This is a genomic window from Rhodococcus sp. no. 34 (assembly GCF_054589475.1).
On the sequence record NZ_BAAILK010000041.1, the window covers coordinates 133,685 to 151,378 of the forward strand.

18 protein-coding genes, 2 tRNA genes and 1 pseudogene are annotated in these 17,694 nt (G+C 62.6%); 11 read left to right on the top strand and 10 right to left on the bottom strand.

The window, feature by feature from the left end; translation table 11 throughout:
- The first annotated feature begins 65 nt into the window (after positions 1–65).
- The 3 genes from recO to ACYP01_RS18085 are packed head-to-tail and all read left to right on the top strand — an operon-like array spanning position 66 to position 2,075.
- Positions 66–881, top strand: a complete 816-nt coding sequence (recO, locus tag ACYP01_RS18075; protein WP_459681573.1) for a DNA repair protein RecO — start codon at positions 66–68, stop codon at positions 879–881.
- Positions 838–1,656 carry an isoprenyl transferase gene (locus tag ACYP01_RS18080; protein WP_003944543.1) on the top strand — a complete coding sequence of 273 codons (819 nt, stop codon included), beginning with the start codon at positions 838–840 and terminating at the stop codon, positions 1,654–1,656. Before recO ends, ACYP01_RS18080 begins: the two co-directional genes overlap by 44 nt.
- The gene (locus ACYP01_RS18085) at positions 1,653–2,075 is read left to right on the top strand and encodes a YbjN domain-containing protein (protein WP_019749000.1); all 423 of its coding nucleotides are present in this window, start codon (positions 1,653–1,655) and stop codon (positions 2,073–2,075) included. Before ACYP01_RS18080 ends, ACYP01_RS18085 begins: the two co-directional genes overlap by 4 nt.
- 5 nt (positions 2,076–2,080) lie before the next feature.
- On the opposite strand, the gene ACYP01_RS18090 is transcribed toward ACYP01_RS18085, so the two are convergent.
- Together ACYP01_RS18090 and ACYP01_RS18095 are read right to left on the bottom strand one after the other, a co-directional pair.
- A complete protein-coding gene (locus tag ACYP01_RS18090; RefSeq protein ID WP_003944514.1) occupies positions 2,081–2,512 on the bottom strand; it encodes a Fur family transcriptional regulator in 432 nt (143 codons plus the stop codon).
- Positions 2,513–2,523: 11 nt separating this feature from the next.
- The gene (locus ACYP01_RS18095; protein WP_003944457.1) at positions 2,524–2,907 is read right to left on the bottom strand and encodes an ArsR/SmtB family transcription factor; all 384 of its coding nucleotides are present in this window, start codon (positions 2,905–2,907) and stop codon (positions 2,524–2,526) included.
- Positions 2,908–3,105: 198 nt separating this feature from the next.
- On the opposite strand from ACYP01_RS18095, the gene ACYP01_RS18100 reads away from it, so the two are divergent.
- Complete coding sequence (locus ACYP01_RS18100; protein ID WP_003944491.1) at positions 3,106–4,497, top strand: glycine--tRNA ligase; 1,392 nt, start codon at positions 3,106–3,108, stop codon at positions 4,495–4,497.
- 94 nt (positions 4,498–4,591) lie between these two features.
- Positions 4,592–5,173: a dihydrofolate reductase family protein gene (locus ACYP01_RS18105; protein ID WP_459681577.1), complete on the top strand. Its 582-nt coding sequence runs from the start codon at positions 4,592–4,594 to the stop codon at positions 5,171–5,173.
- On the opposite strand, the gene ACYP01_RS18110 is transcribed toward ACYP01_RS18105, so the two are convergent.
- Positions 5,148–5,639 (bottom strand): MepB family protein, encoded by a 492-nt coding sequence (locus tag ACYP01_RS18110; RefSeq protein WP_459681579.1) that lies wholly within the window; start codon positions 5,637–5,639, stop codon positions 5,148–5,150. The genes ACYP01_RS18105 and ACYP01_RS18110 overlap by 26 nt on opposite strands.
- A 48-nt stretch (positions 5,640–5,687) precedes the next feature.
- A complete protein-coding gene (locus ACYP01_RS18115) occupies positions 5,688–6,053 on the bottom strand; it encodes a nuclear transport factor 2 family protein (RefSeq protein WP_459681581.1) in 366 nt (121 codons plus the stop codon).
- A 138-nt stretch (positions 6,054–6,191) separates the two neighbouring features.
- On the opposite strand from ACYP01_RS18115, the gene ACYP01_RS18120 reads away from it, so the two are divergent.
- Entirely contained in the window at positions 6,192–6,998 is an 807-nt protein-coding gene (locus ACYP01_RS18120; RefSeq protein ID WP_054827649.1) for a helix-turn-helix domain-containing protein, read from the top strand.
- Here ACYP01_RS18120 and ACYP01_RS18125 read toward each other — a convergent pair.
- Both ACYP01_RS18125 and ACYP01_RS18130 read right to left on the bottom strand, forming a co-directional pair.
- Positions 6,973–7,710 carry a polyprenol monophosphomannose synthase gene (locus tag ACYP01_RS18125; RefSeq protein WP_003944487.1) on the bottom strand — a complete coding sequence of 246 codons (738 nt, stop codon included), beginning with the start codon at positions 7,708–7,710 and terminating at the stop codon, positions 6,973–6,975. The genes ACYP01_RS18120 and ACYP01_RS18125 overlap by 26 nt on opposite strands.
- Before the next feature lie 99 nt (positions 7,711–7,809).
- Positions 7,810–9,876, bottom strand: a complete 2,067-nt coding sequence (locus ACYP01_RS18130; protein WP_459681585.1) for a TPM domain-containing protein — start codon at positions 9,874–9,876, stop codon at positions 7,810–7,812.
- A 69-nt stretch (positions 9,877–9,945) separates the two neighbouring features.
- On the opposite strand from ACYP01_RS18130, the gene ACYP01_RS18135 reads away from it, so the two are divergent.
- Positions 9,946–10,635: a YdcF family protein gene (locus tag ACYP01_RS18135; RefSeq protein ID WP_007731109.1), complete on the top strand. Its 690-nt coding sequence runs from the start codon at positions 9,946–9,948 to the stop codon at positions 10,633–10,635.
- Positions 10,636–10,640: 5 nt separating this feature from the next.
- Positions 10,641–11,939 carry a deoxyguanosinetriphosphate triphosphohydrolase gene (locus ACYP01_RS18140; protein WP_003941643.1) on the top strand — a complete coding sequence of 433 codons (1,299 nt, stop codon included), beginning with the start codon at positions 10,641–10,643 and terminating at the stop codon, positions 11,937–11,939.
- Positions 11,940–11,952: 13 nt separating this feature from the next.
- Here ACYP01_RS18140 and ACYP01_RS18145 read toward each other — a convergent pair whose 3' ends face one another.
- Complete coding sequence (locus ACYP01_RS18145; protein WP_459681588.1) at positions 11,953–13,503, bottom strand: serine/threonine-protein kinase; 1,551 nt, start codon at positions 13,501–13,503, stop codon at positions 11,953–11,955.
- A 72-nt stretch (positions 13,504–13,575) separates the two neighbouring features.
- Between ACYP01_RS18145 and dnaG the strand changes: the two genes are divergently transcribed.
- Positions 13,576–15,495, top strand: coding sequence for a DNA primase (dnaG, locus tag ACYP01_RS18150; protein ID WP_030536590.1), 1,920 nt, complete (start codon positions 13,576–13,578; stop codon positions 15,493–15,495).
- Position 15,496: 1 nt separating this feature from the next.
- On the opposite strand, the gene ACYP01_RS18155 is transcribed toward dnaG, so the two are convergent.
- Positions 15,497–15,748 (bottom strand): hypothetical protein, encoded by a 252-nt coding sequence (locus ACYP01_RS18155; RefSeq protein WP_003941570.1) that lies wholly within the window; start codon positions 15,746–15,748, stop codon positions 15,497–15,499.
- Between the two features lie 136 nt (positions 15,749–15,884).
- Here ACYP01_RS18155 and ACYP01_RS18160 point away from each other — a divergent pair.
- Positions 15,885–15,957, top strand: a tRNA-Asn gene (locus ACYP01_RS18160).
- A 172-nt stretch (positions 15,958–16,129) separates the two neighbouring features.
- Here ACYP01_RS18160 and ACYP01_RS18165 read toward each other — a convergent pair.
- Both ACYP01_RS18165 and ACYP01_RS18170 read right to left on the bottom strand, forming a co-directional pair.
- A pseudogene (locus ACYP01_RS18165) lies at positions 16,130–16,696 on the bottom strand (HAD-IA family hydrolase); the annotation flags it as partial.
- Between the two features lie 105 nt (positions 16,697–16,801).
- Positions 16,802–16,999, bottom strand: a complete 198-nt coding sequence (locus tag ACYP01_RS18170; protein WP_223304512.1) for a hypothetical protein — start codon at positions 16,997–16,999, stop codon at positions 16,802–16,804.
- Positions 17,000–17,176: 177 nt separating this feature from the next.
- Between ACYP01_RS18170 and ACYP01_RS18175 the strand changes: the two genes are divergently transcribed.
- Positions 17,177–17,250 (top strand) — tRNA-Ile (locus ACYP01_RS18175).
- Positions 17,251–17,694 lie beyond the last annotated feature (444 nt).

Consider the following 17,694-nt stretch of genomic DNA (forward strand, 5'->3'; position numbering starts at 1 on the left):
TTTCCGACTTGTCATCGGGCGCGGCATCGGGATCGGTCGTCGGTACAACGTGGGACACTGGTCGAGTGAGGTTGTATCGAGACACGGCGGTGGTGCTGCGCCTGCACAAACTGGGCGAAGCCGACCACATCGTCACGTTGCTCACCCGTCAGTTCGGGTTGGTACGTGCCGTGGCCAAAGGTGTCCGCCGAACCAACTCCAAATTCGGTGCCAGACTCGAACCGTTTGCTCACATCGACGTGCAACTACTTCCGGGCAAGAATCTCGACATCATCACTCAGGTGCAGACGGTCGACGCATTCGCCACCGACATCGTCGACGACTACAGCCGGTACACCACGGCCTGCGCCGTACTCGAAACTGCCGAGCGGTTGGCCGGCGAGGAACGCGCGCCGGCCCCGCAGCTTCAGCGATTGACGGTGGGAGCACTGCGTGCGATCGCCGAGCAGGCACGACCGGTCGAGTTCGTGCTCGACGCGTTCTTGTTGAGAGCCATGGGCTATGCGGGTTGGGCGCCTGCCCTCGAAGAGTGCGCCCGCTGCAGTGCTCCTGGACCGCACCGGGCCTTTCATGTCGCCGCAGGCGGAGCCGTGTGTACCTATTGCCGCCCGGCGGGTGCTGCGACGCCGTCGCCCGGAGTGCTCGACTTGATGGAAGCCCTGCTCCGAGGGGAGTGGGAGGGTACCGATTCGGCGCCCGCGACGCTGCGGACGCAAGCCAGCGGACTGGTCGCGGCACACCTGCAGTGGCATCTCGAGCGCCAATTGCGGACGTTGCCGCTGATCGAGCGTTCGAGGCCGCATGCAGCCGTCGAGGTCGACTTGCCCGTGAGGCAGGATGGAACACGTGATTCGACGACGCGAACCGCGAACTCCGCTTGATTCTGCTGCTGACCGGGTGATCCGACCACCGGACCCACATCCGTCCGGGGCGACCCCGCCGATCCTGCAGACCGAACTGATCCCGCGCCACGTCGCTTTGGTGATGGACGGCAACGGACGATGGGCGCAGGAGCGCGGTCTGCCCCGAACCGCCGGGCACGAACGCGGCGAAGCTGTCCTGATGGACACCGTCTGCGGGTGCATCGAGATGGGTGTCGAGTGGCTCTCCGCTTACGCCTTCTCCACCGAGAACTGGAAGCGCAGTCCCGACGAGGTTCGATTCCTGATGGGCTTCAACCGTGATGTCATCCGCCGTCGACGCGACGAGATGAACGAAATGGGTGTGCGTGTTCGCTGGGCCGGTCGTAAGCCACGCCTGTGGGCCAGCGTGATCAAGGAACTCGAGATCGCCGAAGAACTGACCAAGAACAACACCGTCATGAACTTGACCATGTGTGTGAACTACGGCGGCCGGGCCGAAATTGCCGATGCGGTAAAGGAAATCGCGAAGCGTGTCGCGGCCGGTGAGATCAATCCGGACAAGATCACCGAGGCGACGGTTGCCAAGTACCTCGACGAACCCGACATGCCCGACGTCGATCTCTTCCTGCGTCCGTCGGGGGAACAGCGGACGTCCAATTTCTTGATCTGGCAATCCGCCTACGCCGAAATGGTGTACCAGGAGAAGCTGTTTCCCGATTTCGACCGCCGCGACCTTTGGGCCGCCTGCGTCGAGTACGCCTCACGTGACCGTAGATTCGGTGGCGTCAAATGACAGGGGAGAACATGACCGACACCACCGACGAAGCAGCCCGCCTACAAGAACGCGCGGCCGCCTCGCTGGCGCATTTCGTGACGGTCGATGTGGCTGCCGACGGATCACTGGGTTTCCAGTACTCCGGCGCGCTGTGTTCCATCCAGGCGATGAATCTGTCCGAGGGTCTGGACGTGCTGTCCATGACGTGTGTTCTCGCATGGGACCGACCGGTGAGCGCGGCACTGCATCGCAAGGTGGCCGAGCGGAATCGCACCATCCAATTCGGCTCCATCGCGGTGTTCGGCCACGGCAGTCTGGCGGACGTCATCCTGCGTTACACGTTCCCTGCCGCCGGACTGGACGACGAGGCACTGACCACGATGTTGCTACTGGCGCTCACCGGTGCCGATACCGCCCGGCAGGGTTTGATTCCCTGACGCTCTCAGGCGGCGGCGCAGTCGCGGCAGGTGCCGAAGATCTCGACGGTGTGACTCACTTCGGTGAAACCGTTGTCCTCGGCGATGGTCTGTGACCACTGCTCGACCGTCGGGCCCTCGACCTCGACGGTGAATCCGCAGTTGCGGCACACCAGGTGATGGTGGTGCCCGGAGGAGCAGCGTCGGTAGACGGACTCACCTGTGTCGGTGCGTAGGACGTCGATGGTTCCGGCGTCGGAGAGTGCCTGCAGCGTGCGGTAGACGGTGGTCAGGCCGATGCCTTCACCTCGCTTGCGCAGTTCGTCGTGCAATTCCTGTGCCGACTTGAATTCGTCGATGTCGTCGAGCAGGGCGGAGATGGCGCTGCGCTGTTTCGTGGAACGAACGCCGACTGTGGCCGGTCCACGTTTCGAGGTCGTACTGCCCGGGGTGTTCATGCGGTGGAATCTCATCCTTCTTCGGCGTGGGCGACAGCGTCGACGACGATGTGTGCAAGGTGATCGTCGACGAGTCGATAGAGAACTTCTCGTCCGTTGCGCTCGCCGCGGACGACGCCCGCTGCTTTGAGTACGCGCAGATGCTGGCTGATGAGTGGCTGAGTGACACCGAGAGCTCCGACGAGTTCGTGAACGCAACGCTCCGACTCGTGCAACTGAAGCACGATCGCGATCCGAACGGGTGCAGCGAGCGCCCGCAGAATTTCGCCGGCTGCCGCCAGGGTTTCCTTGGGCGGCACGGGCGCGGGCGGTGCGGCTTCGAACGGGTCGTGCGTGTGTCCGAGGTCGGAATGATCATGGCTTTTGTGGAGATCGCCGGTATCCGCAATGCTCACAGCGAGGCTCCTTCGAGGGGTAGATCATGATGTCCGGGCATAGCCATCTCACCACATTATTGCAAATCACTTTCATTTTGATATGCACAAGTATGCATGTCAACCTTGGACGGAAGTGCGTGGCAGCCGCCAGATAGGCTGATGGTGCGAAAAGCGCACGAAAATCATGCATCTATTACCCAGATGGAGAGCAATCGAGTGGCACCCAAGTCCAAGATCGAAGCCGTTGTCAATCTCGCCAAGCGGCGAGGCCTGGTCTACCCGTGCGGTGAGATCTACGGCGGTACCAAGTCCGCATGGGACTACGGCCCATTGGGTGTCGAGCTCAAGGAGAACATCAAGCGCCAGTGGTGGCGCAACATGGTCACCAGCCGCGAGGACGTTGTCGGCCTCGACTCGTCGGTGATTCTGCCCCGCGAGGTGTGGGTCGCGTCCGGTCACGTCGGTGTCTTCAACGATCCGCTCGTCGAGTGCCTCAACTGTCACAAGCGTCACCGTCAGGATCACCTGCAGGAGGCGTACGCGGAGAAGAAGAAGCTCGACAACCCGGACGACGTCTCGATGGATGTCATCGGTTGCCCCGATTGCGGCACCGTCGGCCAGTGGACCGAGCCGCGCGACTTCAACATGATGCTCAAGACGTACCTCGGCCCCGTCGAGAGCGAAGAGGGCATGCACTACCTGCGCCCCGAGACCGCACAGGGCATCTTCGTGAACTTCGCCAACGTGCTGACCACCTCGCGTAAGAAGCCGCCGTTCGGCATCGGTCAGATCGGCAAGAGCTTCCGTAACGAGATCACCCCGGGCAACTTCATCTTCCGCACCCGCGAGTTCGAGCAGATGGAGATGGAATTCTTCGTCAAGCCGGGCGAGGACGAGCAGTGGCATCAGTACTGGATCGACTACCGCCTTGACTGGTACACCGGCCTCGGTATCAACAAGGACAACCTGCGTCTGTACGAGCATGCGCCGGAAAAGCTTTCGCACTACTCGAAGGGCACGACCGACATCGAGTACCGCTTCCACTTCCAGGGCAGCGAATGGGGCGAGCTCGAAGGTATCGCGAACCGTACCGACTTCGATCTCTCGACGCACTCCAAGCACTCGGGCACCGAGCTGAACTACTACGACCAGACGACGGGCGAGCGGTACACGCCGTACGTCATCGAGCCGGCGGCCGGTCTCACGCGTTCGCTGATGGCCTTCCTGGTCGACGCCTACACCGAGGACGAGGCGCCCAACTCCAAGGGCGGCGTCGACAAGCGCACAGTGCTCCGCCTGGATCGTCGACTCGCTCCCGTCAAGGCTGCCGTTCTGCCGCTCTCGCGTAACGCGGACCTGACGCCGAAGGCCAAAGATCTTGCAGCGCAGCTGCGTCAGAATTGGAACGTCGAGTTCGACGACGCCGGCGCCATCGGTCGTCGTTACCGTCGCCAGGACGAGATCGGCACACCGTTCTGCATCACGGTCGACTTCGACACTCTCGAAGACCAGGCTGTGACGGTGCGTGAGCGTGACTCCATGGCGCAGGAACGCGTCGCCCTCGATCAGGTGGAAAGCTACCTGGCCGCACGGCTGATCGGCTCCTGATTCTCGTTCTAAGCTGACGGGCGGTCCTTCTCAATCGAGAAGGACCGCCCGTTTTCTCTTTCCCCGATGGTCCTTCAGGCGCAGGATCGAAGTTATGAGAAAACTCAGCGTGACCAACAGCGTGACTCTCGACGGTGTCATGCAGGCACCTGGTGGGCCGGACGAGGACCGTCGTGGCGGATTCGAGCACGGTGGGTGGGCAGCACCCTTCAACGATTCCGTCATGGCGCAGAAGATGGGGGAGGGGATGGCGAAGAAATCGGAGTTGCTGTTCGGACGCAGAACCTATGAAAACTTCGCCTCGTACTGGCCGTTTCAGACCGACAATCCGTTTACCGAGGTGCTCGACAACACGCAGAAATACGTAGCGTCAAGGACTTTGGGTGAACCGCTGCCGTGGAAGAACTCGACCTTGTTGAAAGGTGATGCCGCCGACGCGGTCGCCACGCTCAAGGAAAGTGAGGGCCCGGATCTGGTGATTCTGGGCAGTGGCGACTTGATCACGTCCTTGGCCGAACGGCGTCTCGTCGACGCCTACACTCTGCTGATACATCCGCTGGTTCTCGGAACCGGGCGCAGATTGTTCCCCGACGGAGCTGCGCTCGCTCAGTTCACCCTCACCGACAGCGTCCCTACGACAACAGGCGTCATCATCGCGACGTATCAGTTGAGCTGAACGCAGTTGAGCTGAACACAGTCGAGCTGAGTACATCAGGGAACTCGCCGAAATGCCGAATCTGCCAGCGCTGAGTTCTGACTGCTTGCGCGCTGGTCGGCGTAACCCAGGGCGCATAGACCCGGACAGCGCGCTTACCGCCGGAGAAGTTCGTCGAGACGATGTCGTGTTCGACGAGGGTTTCGACGGGAAAGACGAAGTGCCCCGAATGCTCTTCGTCGTATACCTTCACCACGAACAGCATCACGCGGTCGCTGGTGTCGAATGGGCGGATGGGCCCGGCCTCGGAACGGCGCCACAGTGTGACGAACTGACCGAGCTTGGTCGGCGTCGTCTTGGCGGTTCGATAGACGGAGGCAAGGCCGTTGACGGTCAACGTGTGAGCGCCGTACTCAGCACCCTCGGACTCGGGAATCGGTGTGGACCAGGTAAATCCGTCGGCGTTCATCGGCACCGATGATGCCACGAACCACCGACAGCCTTCGTGACGAACGCTGTCGGTGGTAGTCCCGATTCAGGCCGAAGGCACCTTGTCGAGAAACCCGAGGACAAGCGTCACCCGGCCGTCGTCGTCGCGTTCGAGTACGTCGAATCCGTCGATCCGTGACTCGGCCCCCGACGGGCCGAGAGTCCAACCGAATCGAGCCTGTCGGTGATGCGCGTCCACAGGTCCGACGAGGGTGAAGTGCATGCCCGGAAATTGTTGCTGCACAGCGTTGATCATCGCGTCGATCTGATCGTGTCCGGTGACGTCCGCGAGCGGATCGGTGTAGCGACCGCCGGGTGCGAACAATTGCTCGACCCGTGCTTTACGGGCGGTGGTATCGGTTTCGTTCCACATGTCGATGTAGGCGTCGGCGATTGCGTCGAAGTCGCTCATGGTCGCTCCCTTGATCAGTTTCCGGTGGTGAATGTCCGGCGGCCTCGCCGGCTGAGACCACTGTTCCTCCGAAACTGCTTCGGGTCGATTACCTCTGAGGTCATGGCCTCGGCTACCTCGGGTCGCTAACTTGAAAGAATGACCTTCGAGACGATGGACGTGGGCTCCGAACTCAAGCGGTGGCGGGAGCGGCGAAGGCTCACTCAGTTGGGTCTCTCGGCCGCGGCAGGAGTGTCGACCAGGCATCTGAGCTTCATCGAAACCGGCCGCTCCAAGCCAAGCCGGGACATGATTCTTCACCTGTCCGAATGTCTGGATGTTCCTCTACGACAACAGAACACGCTTCTGCTGGCAAGTGGCCACGCGCCGGAGTACTCGCAGAAGTCGTTGGCAGAAGCGCCGATGTCAGCGGTCAGTGAGGCCATCGATCGCATCATCGACGCGCATGACCCGTATCCGGCCGTGGTGGTCGATCAGCAGTGGGAGATGGTCGCCGGGAACCAGGCCGTGGGAATTTTGACCGCGGGCGCCGCTGATTTCCTCCTGGAACCACCGGTGAACGTATTGCGTCTGAGCTTGCATCCCGAGGGCATGGCGCCGCGGATCGTGAACCTCGCGCAGTGGCGGGCCCACCTGCTCACAAGGCTGGCTCGGGAAGTGGAGGTCAGTGCGGATGCGCAGCTGTCGTCGTTGCTCGACGAGCTGCGCGCCTATCCCAGCGGCGGAGACTGGCACGACGACCGCGCGAATTCCCTGCTGGTTCCGTTGCGTGTACGCGTCGGCGATACCGAACTGGCGATGTTCAGCACCACCACAGTGTTCGGTACGCCGCGCGACGTCACGCTCGCAGAGATTGCGATCGAATCGTTCTACCCGTCGGACACGCAGACGGCCGACTACTTTCGATCGGCCGCCGAGGTCACAGGGACTTCTTGCCGAACTTGAGCTTCCACGGCACCAGAGCAGACTCCAACTGAACCGAGAGACTCATCTTGGAGACGCCTTCGGTGCGCTCCTCGAAGCGGATGGGCGTTTCGGCGATCTTCATGCCGCGCTGAACAACTCGGTAGTTCATCTCGACCTGGAACGCGTAGCCGTTGCTCTGCACCGATTCGACGTCGATGTCGCGCAAGGTCTTTGCATGCCAAGCCTTGAAGCCGGCGGTCGCATCCTTGACGTGCAGTCGGAGAATGGCGTTGACATAAAAGTTTGCCCAGGCGGACAAGGCCTTGCGGTGCCACGGCCAGTCGCCGGCGACTGCGCCGCCTTCGACATAGCGGGAGCCGAGAACGACTGCCGCATCGGTAGTGGTGAGGATCTCGATCATGGCGGGGATCGCTTCGGACGGGTGCGAGAGATCAGCGTCCATCTGAATGACGATGTCTGCGTTCTCCGCCAGAGCCCGGCTCATGCCCGCGACGTAAGCACGGCCGAGACCGTCCTTGACCGTGCGGTGAAGCACTCCGACCGGGATGGGACCATCGATACCCAACTTGTCCGCAACCTCGCCCGTTCCGTCGGGGGAGTTGTCATCCACCACGAGGACGTGCAGGTTCGGGATCTTCAACGCGGCGAGGCGATCGACGAGCTTTGGCAGGTTCTCACGCTCGTTGTATGTAGGTACAACGACGGTTATCTGCGGGGCGACGCTTTCCATAACACCTTCGTATGATCTGTGATCCCGACTTGCCGGATGAAGCGTACGACGAGTGCGGTCGTGAACAAAGTAGGGATTTTACTACCTCGACGGGATCCGTCAGAACCGGCCGCCGCCGCCTCGACTGGTTCGGCCGCCGCCCCCGCCGCCGAAACCACCGCCGCCGCCACCGCGACCGGAGCGTCCGCTGCTGCTCGGTCCGCCGTACGAGCGGGGCCCTCCGCCACCTCGCAGAATGCTGTTGATCAGGATGCCGCCGAGGATCGCTCCCGTCGCATCGCCGCCGCCACCGCGGGGTCGTTGGTTTGCTTCCCAGGTGTTGACGTCGTTCTGCGCGGCGCGAAGTGAGTGCGTCGCCAAGGTGGTCGCGGCCTGGGCGTGTTGCAGTGCCTTCGACGGATCCGAGGCCTGCAATTGCTGGGCCGCCTGCAGGTGCCGCTGAGCCTCGGCGTAGCGAGTGCGCGCCTCCGCCCCGATCGCGCCGCGCCTGGTTCCGAGGAAGTCGCCTGCAGCGGTCACCTGAGCCTGTGCGGCCAGAATGTCCTGGGCGAGGCGCTGCTGTGCACGTTCGAGCTGCTGCTTCTGCTCCTGAGCGTCGGCAAGAAGCGCGTCGAGTTGGGCGTCGGCTGCGACGATCTGGTTGAAGGCTGTCAGCGGATCGCTGTCCTTCGACGTCTGAGCATTCGCCAACGCTGCCTGGGCTGCGGCCTTCGCGTCCGCCAACTTCTGCCCGCCTTGCGCCAGGTAAGCGTCCGCAGCGGTGATGCCCTGCTGGACGTCGTCCATCGCGGACGGAAGTGTCGCGATGGCGTTTCGGATGTCGTCGGCGGCGTGATCGACGCCGTCGAGTAGCTTGCGTGCCTGATCGAGGGCGGCTTCGGCCGTGCGAATCGCAGTGACGGCAGCGCCTTGCTTACCGGCCGGCAGCGCGGTGGCATCGCGGCCTTCCTCGATCGACTTCTCGGCGAGCGTCAGGCGCTCACTCGCCATCGTGACGTTGTTCACGACAGATGCCAGCGTCGGCGCGGGGAACTGATCCTTCAATTTGGTCAGAATCGCCTCGGATTCGGGCAAGCGCACGCTGAGAGAAACAACACTCTGCGTCAACGCATCGAGACGTGCGGGGGCGTTGATGAGAAGGTCGCGAAGCCCGTCGAACTCCTCGACGCGAGCTTCGAGTTCTTGGTCGGCTCGACCGCACGAGGAAATGATGTCGATCAGCATCTGTCGGCGTTGATCGGGAGTTTCCGGGATGGCGTCGTCGAGTCGCTGCCTGATCGCGAAGGCTTCGGCGAGGGTGGCCTTGGCCTTGTCGAATGCTGCCGAGAAGGGTGCGACGGCGGAATCTCCGAACTCGCTGCGGGCCAGATCGAGCTCCTCCTGGCTGCCGGCGATCGCGTTGTCCGTCTCGACGAGGATCTCCTTCGCGCGTTCGTCGAGCGTTGGCAGCGGGAGTGCGCTGAGGCTGGCGATGTCGTCGGGGGAGATGTTCTTCGCGGCTTCGACGCTTGCCTTGTTCTTGTCGTTCTTGCGCTTGCGTGAGTACAGGACCACACCGCCCGTTCCGACCACCACAGCGCCGCCCGCGATGAGGAGTGTTCCGACACCCATTCCGCCGCTCGTGTTGTTCGCGTCGCCGAGTGCGCCGGCTGCGGCAATTGCCGCGCCGGTCCAATCGTCCTCGGCGAGAGCCGGTTCCACCGCGTCGGTATTGATCGATTCGATGTCGGAATCCGTGATGTTGCGCAGCTCGGCCGGGACGTCGAGGTAGTAAGCACGCTCTGCCGTGGCAACTGCAAGCAGGACGGACTTCGTGCTCAGCGTCGACTTCGTGGCTGTCTGCTGTGCCCACGCCTGGCCACCCAGGTTGTTGAAATCGGGGACGAACGCGACCCACAGATCGATCTGGTGGTCCTCGCCGAGTTGATCGATCGCGGCTTGTATGTCGCTGCGTTGCCCGGAATCGAGGACCCCGGAGGTGTCGGTGATGTGATTCGGCAACACCATCGGGGCGTCCGCCGAGGCGAGCGCAGGACTGAAGACGAGCGTTAGCAAAGCGAAAATCGCAGCGACGGCGGCGGCGCTTCCCCGACGCCGAACGGGTCGGGTGGTTGTCCGACTCTGCTCTACCGAGGACAACTGCGCGAAGTGTGGTGCGAGGGCCATGACGCAAATCTATCCGTTGTGGCGCGTCGGCATCGGAGGTGATCGCTGCGAACTGGCAGAATTGCGGGAGTGAAACCTGCTTTCGGTAACCGCCCCCACGACCCATCACCCTCGCGGGCGGGCGGCTTCGGGGCAGGATTGGCTCGCTGGACGCGCCGTCTGATCGCCGGTGCGGTGTTGATGGCCGTGGTTCTGGTCGGGGGTACTGCGTTCCGGGTGTGGCAGGTGGCGCGCATCGACGACACGCGGCCGGCCGACGCGATAGTCGTTCTGGGCGCGGCTCAGTATTCCGGCACTCCGTCGTCCGTCTTCGAGGCCCGACTCGAGCAGGCGTACAAGCTGTACAAGCGCGGAGTGGCTCCGCAGATCATCACTGTCGGCGGTAAACAAGAAGGCGACGAGTACACCGAAGCGGCGTCGGGAAAGATGTATCTGACCGATCGCGGAATTCCTTCGAGTGCGATCACCGCGGTGGAGACCGGTTCGGACACACTGCTCAGCATCGACGCAGTCAGTGCCGAGATGTCCTCGCAGGGAATCAATTCCGCTGTCCTGGTCAGTGACCCGTGGCACTCCTTGCGAACGCGGACGATGGCCCGCGACACAGGACTCCAGGCGTGGACCGCACCTACTCGTCAGGGCCCGGCTGTCTTCACCCGCGAATCCCAGTTGCACGGAATCGCTCGCGAAACCGGCGCGCTGCTCTGGTATCAGCTCACGCACTTCTCGGCAGACTTCCCCTACACGGCAGGGCAATAGAGACCATGACAGCTCACACCACCTACGGAGGCGGCACCTACTCCGAACACGACCTCGAACGTCGTGTCGTCGAGGCGCCGAAGCGAGCGGGGTTGCCGGGTTCGCAGATCGCAGCGGCGCAGCATCGTTCGGACTTCTCGCGAGATCGGGCGCGTGTCCAACACTCCGCGGCTTTGCGGCGCTTGGCCGACAAGACCCAGGTTGTCGGCCCGCGCGACGGTGACACACCTCGCACGCGGTTGACGCACTCGATGGAGGTCGCACAGATCGGGCGAGGGATTGCCGACGGACTCGGTTGCGATCCGGACCTGGTGGACCTCGCCGGTCTCGCGCACGACATCGGGCACCCACCGTACGGTCACAACGGCGAGAAGGCCCTCGACGAAGTCGCCAAGGACTGCGGAGGTTTCGAGGGCAATGCGCAGAATCTGCGGATCTTGACCAGCCTCGAACCCAAGATCCTGCGCCCCGACGGTCTGAGCGCAGGCCTCAATCTCACCAGGGCGTCACTCGACGCAGCCATCAAGTATCCCTGGACACGCCCTGAGCCCGGCGCGAAGTTCGGGGCATACGACGACGACGCAGAGGTGCTCGCCTGGGTTCGCGAGGGAGCGCCCGAGCGACGGCAATGCCTGGAAGCTCAGGTCATGGACTGGGCCGACGACATCGCCTATTCCGTGCACGACGTGGAGGACGGGGTGATCGCAGGCCGCATCGACCTTCGCTCGCTTGCCGATCCGTCCGAGCAGCGCGCACTGGCAGAACTCGGGGCCTCCGAGTTTCGCGGATTGGTAGTCGACGATCTGATCGAAGCCGCCCAACGGCTGTCCGAACTCCCCGTCGTACGCGGGGTCGGAAGTTTCGACGGAACGCTCGGGAGTTCCGTCGCATTGAAGAATCTGACGAGTGAATTGGTGGGACGCTTCGCCACCGCGGCGATCGCCAGCACCCGGCTGACACACGGTGACCGACCCCTCTCGCGCTATCAAGCCGACCTCGACATACCCGAGGCCGTCGCATCCGAGGTGGCATTGCTCAAGACCGTGGCGCTGTACTACGTGATGTCCGACGCCGGACACAAAGCGCGTCAGGATCGGCAGCGTGATCGTGTTCATCGCGTCGCGGAATGGCTGCTGGCAACTGCGCCGGCCGGGCTCGATCCGATCCTGCTGCCCGCGTGGGAACGCGCCGCGGACGACGGTGCTCGGGTCCGGGTAGTGGTGGATCAGATCGCGTCGTACACGGAGAGTCGGCTCGAACGGGTGGACAAAGCGAGCCTGGGCGCGCAGGCCAGCTGGGGCTGAGCCACTTACGCCCTCAGCAAGTCATCCGCGTCGACGGGTCGGTAGTGGTATCGAGCCACTTGCCGTAAGCGTCGCCACCTGCTGCGCGAACGTCCTTGCAGATCTTCGACTCGGTGTTCCCGGATTCGCGATACACCGTGTAGATCGCCGTCCCCGAATCGGAGACTTGACGCAGTGACGGGCAGGACTGGTCTGTGCGTAGGTATTTCGAGCCGGGGAACGCGTCGAGGTAGTTCTGAATCTCGCTGGCGTACGTTGCCGGATCGGTGGCATTGGCCAACACCACGATTCCGGTTCCTTTGCATGAGGGGACGGTGATCGGCTTGCTCACCCCGAGGTCGCCATTTCTCGCGGACGGGTTCGACGCCCGGGTGGTCGTGGTCGCCTGCAGTCCGGCGGTGGGTAGCGGCTCGAGCTTCGGCGTTCTGACTGGATCCTGAATGGGTGCCGGTGCCGACGTGGCGGTGGAAGCTGCTACAGCGGTTGGTGATTCGGGGCCCGAATTCCCCAGCGTCACCCAGGCCGCCGTGCCTCCTGCGGCCAGAACGAGTGCAATTCCAGCCGCACCGATCGCGATCGGTGCTCGGTTTCGCTTGGTCTTTGTCACGATGTGCGTGTAGTTCCCGTGAGCGGGATTCGCCGTGGTGTAGGTGGGCTGCCCGACGATCGTGGGTTGCAATCCGCCGGCGGCACCGGGGGTGTGGGTCGTCGAGAGGGCCTGCCGCGCTTGGAGTGCGAGCGCTCCCGTAGTCGAATAGCGGTGTGCGGGATCCTTTGCCATGCCGCGAGCCACGATGGCGTCAAGGCCTTGCGGGAGCGACGGAACCGCCAGTGTGGGGCGTGGCGGCGGAGCGTTCAGGTGCGAATTGACCAGATGCTCGATGCTTGTGGTGTTGAAAGGTGTTGTTCCGGTGAGTGATTGGTAGAGGACACAAGCCAGGGAATAGACATCCGCTGCGGCCGTCGGCGTTTCGATTCCGAACCGCTCCGGCGCCATGTATGCATATGAACCGACTGCGCTTCCCTCGGTGGTGATCTTCGTGTCCGTCTGTGAGTATGCGATTCCGAAGTCGACGAGGTAGGCGAAGCCGTTGTTCGTGAGAATGATGTTGTCTGGTTTGACGTCACGATGGATGAGCCCGCGGGCATGGGCGGCGTCCAACGCCGACGCGATTTGCGAGACGATGTCGACGGCTCGTACAGGCGTGAGTCGGCCGAATTCGGTCAACTCGGCTCGCAATGTGTGGCCTTCGACCAAACGCATGTCGATGAAGAGGACTCCGTCGATCTCGCCCCAGTCGTGCACCGGGATCACGTGCGGTTCGTTCAGGGCGGCGGTGGCGCGAGATTCTCGGCGGAAACGAGCTTGGAATGACGGATCGGCCGCAAGCTCTCGATGGAGCAACTTGAGAGCGACCAGGCGATCCTTCGAGGTGTCGTACGCCTCGTACACTTCACCCATTCCGCCTCGGCCGAGGAGGCTACGCAACTCGTACACGCCGAATCGGGTTCCTGATCGCCCTTCGTGCGAGCTCGAGGCGTTTTCAGTCATCGTCGGTCCCATCGCTGCGGTGCAGAGTCGGCCATCAACATATCGTTGTCAGGAGGTGCCGGGGGACCGCCTAGACTGATGTACGTGGCGGGCCGAATTTCTGACAGAGACATCGCGGCCATTCGCGAACGCACTCGCATCGAGGACATCGTCGGTGAATACGTTTCACTCAAGCGTGCCGGTGGCGATTCGATCAAAGGTCTGTGTCCCTTTCACGACGAGAAGTCGCCGTCGTTCCACGTGCGACCCAACCACGGCCTCTACCACTGCTTCGGCTGCGGTGAGGGTGGTGACGTGTACTCGTTCCTGCAGAAGATGGATCACATCAGCTTCGTCGAGGCCGTCGAGCAGTTGGCGGATCGACTCAGCTACACGATTTCGTATGAGGGCGGCGGACCGTCCGTTCAGCGCGATCGCGGCACCCGTGCACGCTTGATCGCAGCAAACGCGGCGGCTCAGGAGTTCTACGCCGCTCGTCTGCGCGAACCCGATGCCCAGGCGGCTCGCGACTACCTCACCGAGAGAAACTTCGACGGTGCAGCGGCCCTGCAGTTCGGGTGTGGATACGCGCCAGAAGGTTGGGACACTCTCACGAAACACTTGATGTCCAAAGGTTTCGAGTTCAAAGAACTAGAAGCAGCCGGGCTGTCCAAAGAAGGCCGGCGAGGTCCGATCGACCGGTTCCATCGCCGACTTCTGTGGCCGATCCGCAGCGTCGCCGGTGACGTCATCGGCTTCGGTGCCCGCAAGCTCTTCGACGACGACACCATGCCGGGTAAGTACGTCAACACGCCGGAAACGATTCTCTACAAGAAGTCTCAGGTCTTGTTCGGCTTGGACCTCGCCAAGCGCGACATCGCCAAGGGGCACCAGGCGGTAGTCGTCGAGGGTTACACCGACGTCATGGCGATGCATTTGGCCGGCGTCAAGACCGCCGTCGCTTCGTGCGGGACCGCCTTCGGTGAGGAGCACCTTGCGATGCTCCGCCGACTCCTGATGGACGACAGCTACTTTCGCGGTGAGATCATCTACACCTTCGACGGTGATGCCGCGGGGCAGGCCGCTGCGATGAAGGCGTTCGAGGGTGATCAGAAGATGGCCGGGCAGACGTTCGTCGCCGTCGCGCCCGACGGAATGGACCCGTGCGATCTGCGTCTGAAGTCTGGTGACGCCGCCGTTCGCGACCTCGTGGCACGGCGCACTCCGATGTTCGAGTTCGTGGTGAAGTCCATCCTCACCGAACACGATCTGGAGACCGCTGAAGGTCGTGTCGAGGCACTGCGTCGTACCGTGCCCGTCGTTGCGCAGATCAAGGAATCAACTCTGCGCGACAGCTACGCGAATCTGTTGTGCGGATGGGTCGGTTGGGACGATCTTCCGTCGGTTCGACGACGCGTGCGTGACGAAGCTCGCAAACGGGCGTCGACGCGTGGATCGTCACCGGCGCCCAAGCGTCGTCAGGTTGTCGACCAACCTGCTGCCGATGCGCTTGCGCTGCCGATCGGAATCTCCAGGCCCCGGCCCAACGATCCCGCGCTCTCGACGCAGCGAGCTGTCCTCAAGGCCGCATTGCAGCACCCTGGCATCGCCGGCAGTGTCTTCGACTCGTTGCCGCCCGAGACGTTCACCCACCCCGCCTACGTTGTCATCAGACAGGCAATGGCTGACGCCGGTGGAACGAGCAAGGGACTCGGCGGCGCCGAGTGGATCGAAGTCGTCACCAAGGGCGTCGAAGACATGACGGTGGCCTCGGTTGTATCTGAGCTGGCCGTCGAACCGATGCCGTGTGACGAAGACACGGTTCCGCGCTACATCAACGGAGTGCTCGCACGACTGCAGGAAGCGTGGGTGGGCGAGCAGGTTGCCGACCTCAAATCCAAGCTTCAGCGCGTTTCACCTGCTGCAGCCCCCGAGGAGTACAACTCACTGTTCGGCGACCTCGTGGCGCTGGAGCAGTATCGCCGACAGCTGCGTGAGCAGGCTGTCGGCGACCAAAGCGTCTGACCTAACGGTTTTTCTTCAACTGGTCGTGGGGGACCAGAATCGTAGTCTCCTCGTTGATCGGCTTCATCGGCTCGAGCTTGGGCTGAGTACTCAGTGAGTCGGCCAGCTTCTGCCGTGACGCGTCCAACACCTTCTTGGTGGCCGGACTGGTGGCCACCGCCTTCGCGGCCCGGCTGATCTGCTCGTATCGTGCGCGGCCCGCTTTGGTTCCCAGGACGTACCCAGCTGCAACACCGATCAACAAACGCATCATTCCTGCTTCCCTCCAGCACCGATCGTCCTGACTCCATCCTGCCTGATGACTCGCTGGGCAGGCGATTTGGTACTTCGGTGAAGGATTCGCTACAGTTTCTCAGGCAACGCCGGAACGGGCGAAGCGAGCAAGACAATCCCCTGTAGCTCAATTGGCAGAGCTTCCGACTGTTAATCGGACGGTTGCTGGTTCGAGTCCAGCCGGGGGAGCAGCGAAGCCCCTCACCTGAGAAATCGGGTGGGGGGCTTTCTTGTTTCGGTCTGACCGCGTTTTGGTCAGACCTTGTTTTTGTCTGACCGAGTGCGCTCGCAGCAGACCCACCGATCGAAGTGCCGATTCGACGTCTGCCGCCTTGTTTGCTTGTTCGCCGCGAATTCCCAGCCGTCGAGCGCTGAGGACGTTCACCGGGTTGTCGTCGACGAAGAAGGTCTGCTGTGGACGCGCATCGAGCAACTCCAGCGCAGCCAGGAAGGCCGCAGGTTCGGGTTTGGTAGCTCCGAGCATGCAGGAGAAAACATGCTCGTCGATTGCCGATGGAGTTACGACACTCTCGATGGCGGCCAAGAGAACAGGTCCGTTGTCGGAGAGTGTGGCGACCACGACCCCCTCGCTTCGAAGCGCGATTGCGAGATCGATGACCGCGCGGTCCGGGATGAAGGCCTTGGCCCAGGCTCGGCGTAGCTCGTCGCGGTCACCAGGAAACCCGAGCCGTCGAAAGCGTTCCAGGATCGCGGTTTCGGAGTGAATGCCGAGATCGCATTCCTGGTCGAACCCGGACGCGAACACGAGGGCATGAATCTCGTCTTCCGTGACGCCGATGGCCGCAGCCAGTTCTGCGGCGCGACGGTCAGGCTCGAATCGACACAGCACGCCACCCAAGTCGAACAACACGAGTTCAGGTGGTCCGCTGTCGTTCGCCATGTCGCAGAGGATAGGCGGCATCAGCATCAGTGAACGCGAAGCGAAGATGATGGCGGCGGAGATGCGAAAAGCCCGACGCAATACTCTGCGTCGGGCTTTCGGTGGAACCGTCGAACTGTTCGGCCGGTGCGCTTACTTCGCTGCGCGATCCGAAGGCTCGAACAGTCGGACGATGTGGCTGGGGTTGATGTAGTAGACACCATTCGGAGAATTGAGAACGAGAGTGTCTTCGGTGAAATCGGTGACGGTGCCGTTCAGTTTCGCGCCGTCGGACATGATGATCCGGATCGTGGCCTTCGAGTTCTTGAATTCGGTCAGTGCAAGCTTCATGTGGTGATCCTGTTCCGTGGGGTGTGCACTCCCACGGTATCGGCTCATCGCGCCTGTGCCGACCAACCTTGGAAGACTCGACTCGAAAGAGTGCAACGCGTCACCGCCTGCCCGATTGTGATCCGCGTCGGATGTGCCGGTAACATTCGGATTCGCCGCGATGCATCGCATCCGGATGGGGCGGTAGCTCAGTCGGTTAGAGCCGTGGACTCATAATCCATTGGTCGCGGGTTCGAGCCCCGCCCGCCCCACGTTCAGGTGCCGTGAGCCCGCAGGTCAGCCCCAATGACTTTTGTCGAAAGTCATGCTGCCGACGATCGCAACGGCGACAGGTGCGCAGAGTGCAATCAACAGGGCAGTTGCCCACACCTAGTTGGTATTGAATCGCACGCAACGCGCATGCGGGTACGGCTGAGTTGATCCTTCGTGGCTACACAAGTAAATGTCGCACCGCGTTCGTCGATCTCGGACGAGGTGAAAGTCTCGGATCCGGATACCCAATCCTCGACAAGTATCGGGAGCGCAGTGCAATTGGGCGCAACCGAGCGAGCGACGTGCCGGACGTGAAGGAAAAGTAGGTACCTATCCGGGTATTTCAGCGTATGTGCTCGACGTACAGAAGTGTCACGCTTTAGACGTGCCTACCGGTGTAGGTACAAGGCAGTCGAGCCGTCCCCCCCCCCCCCCCCCCCCCC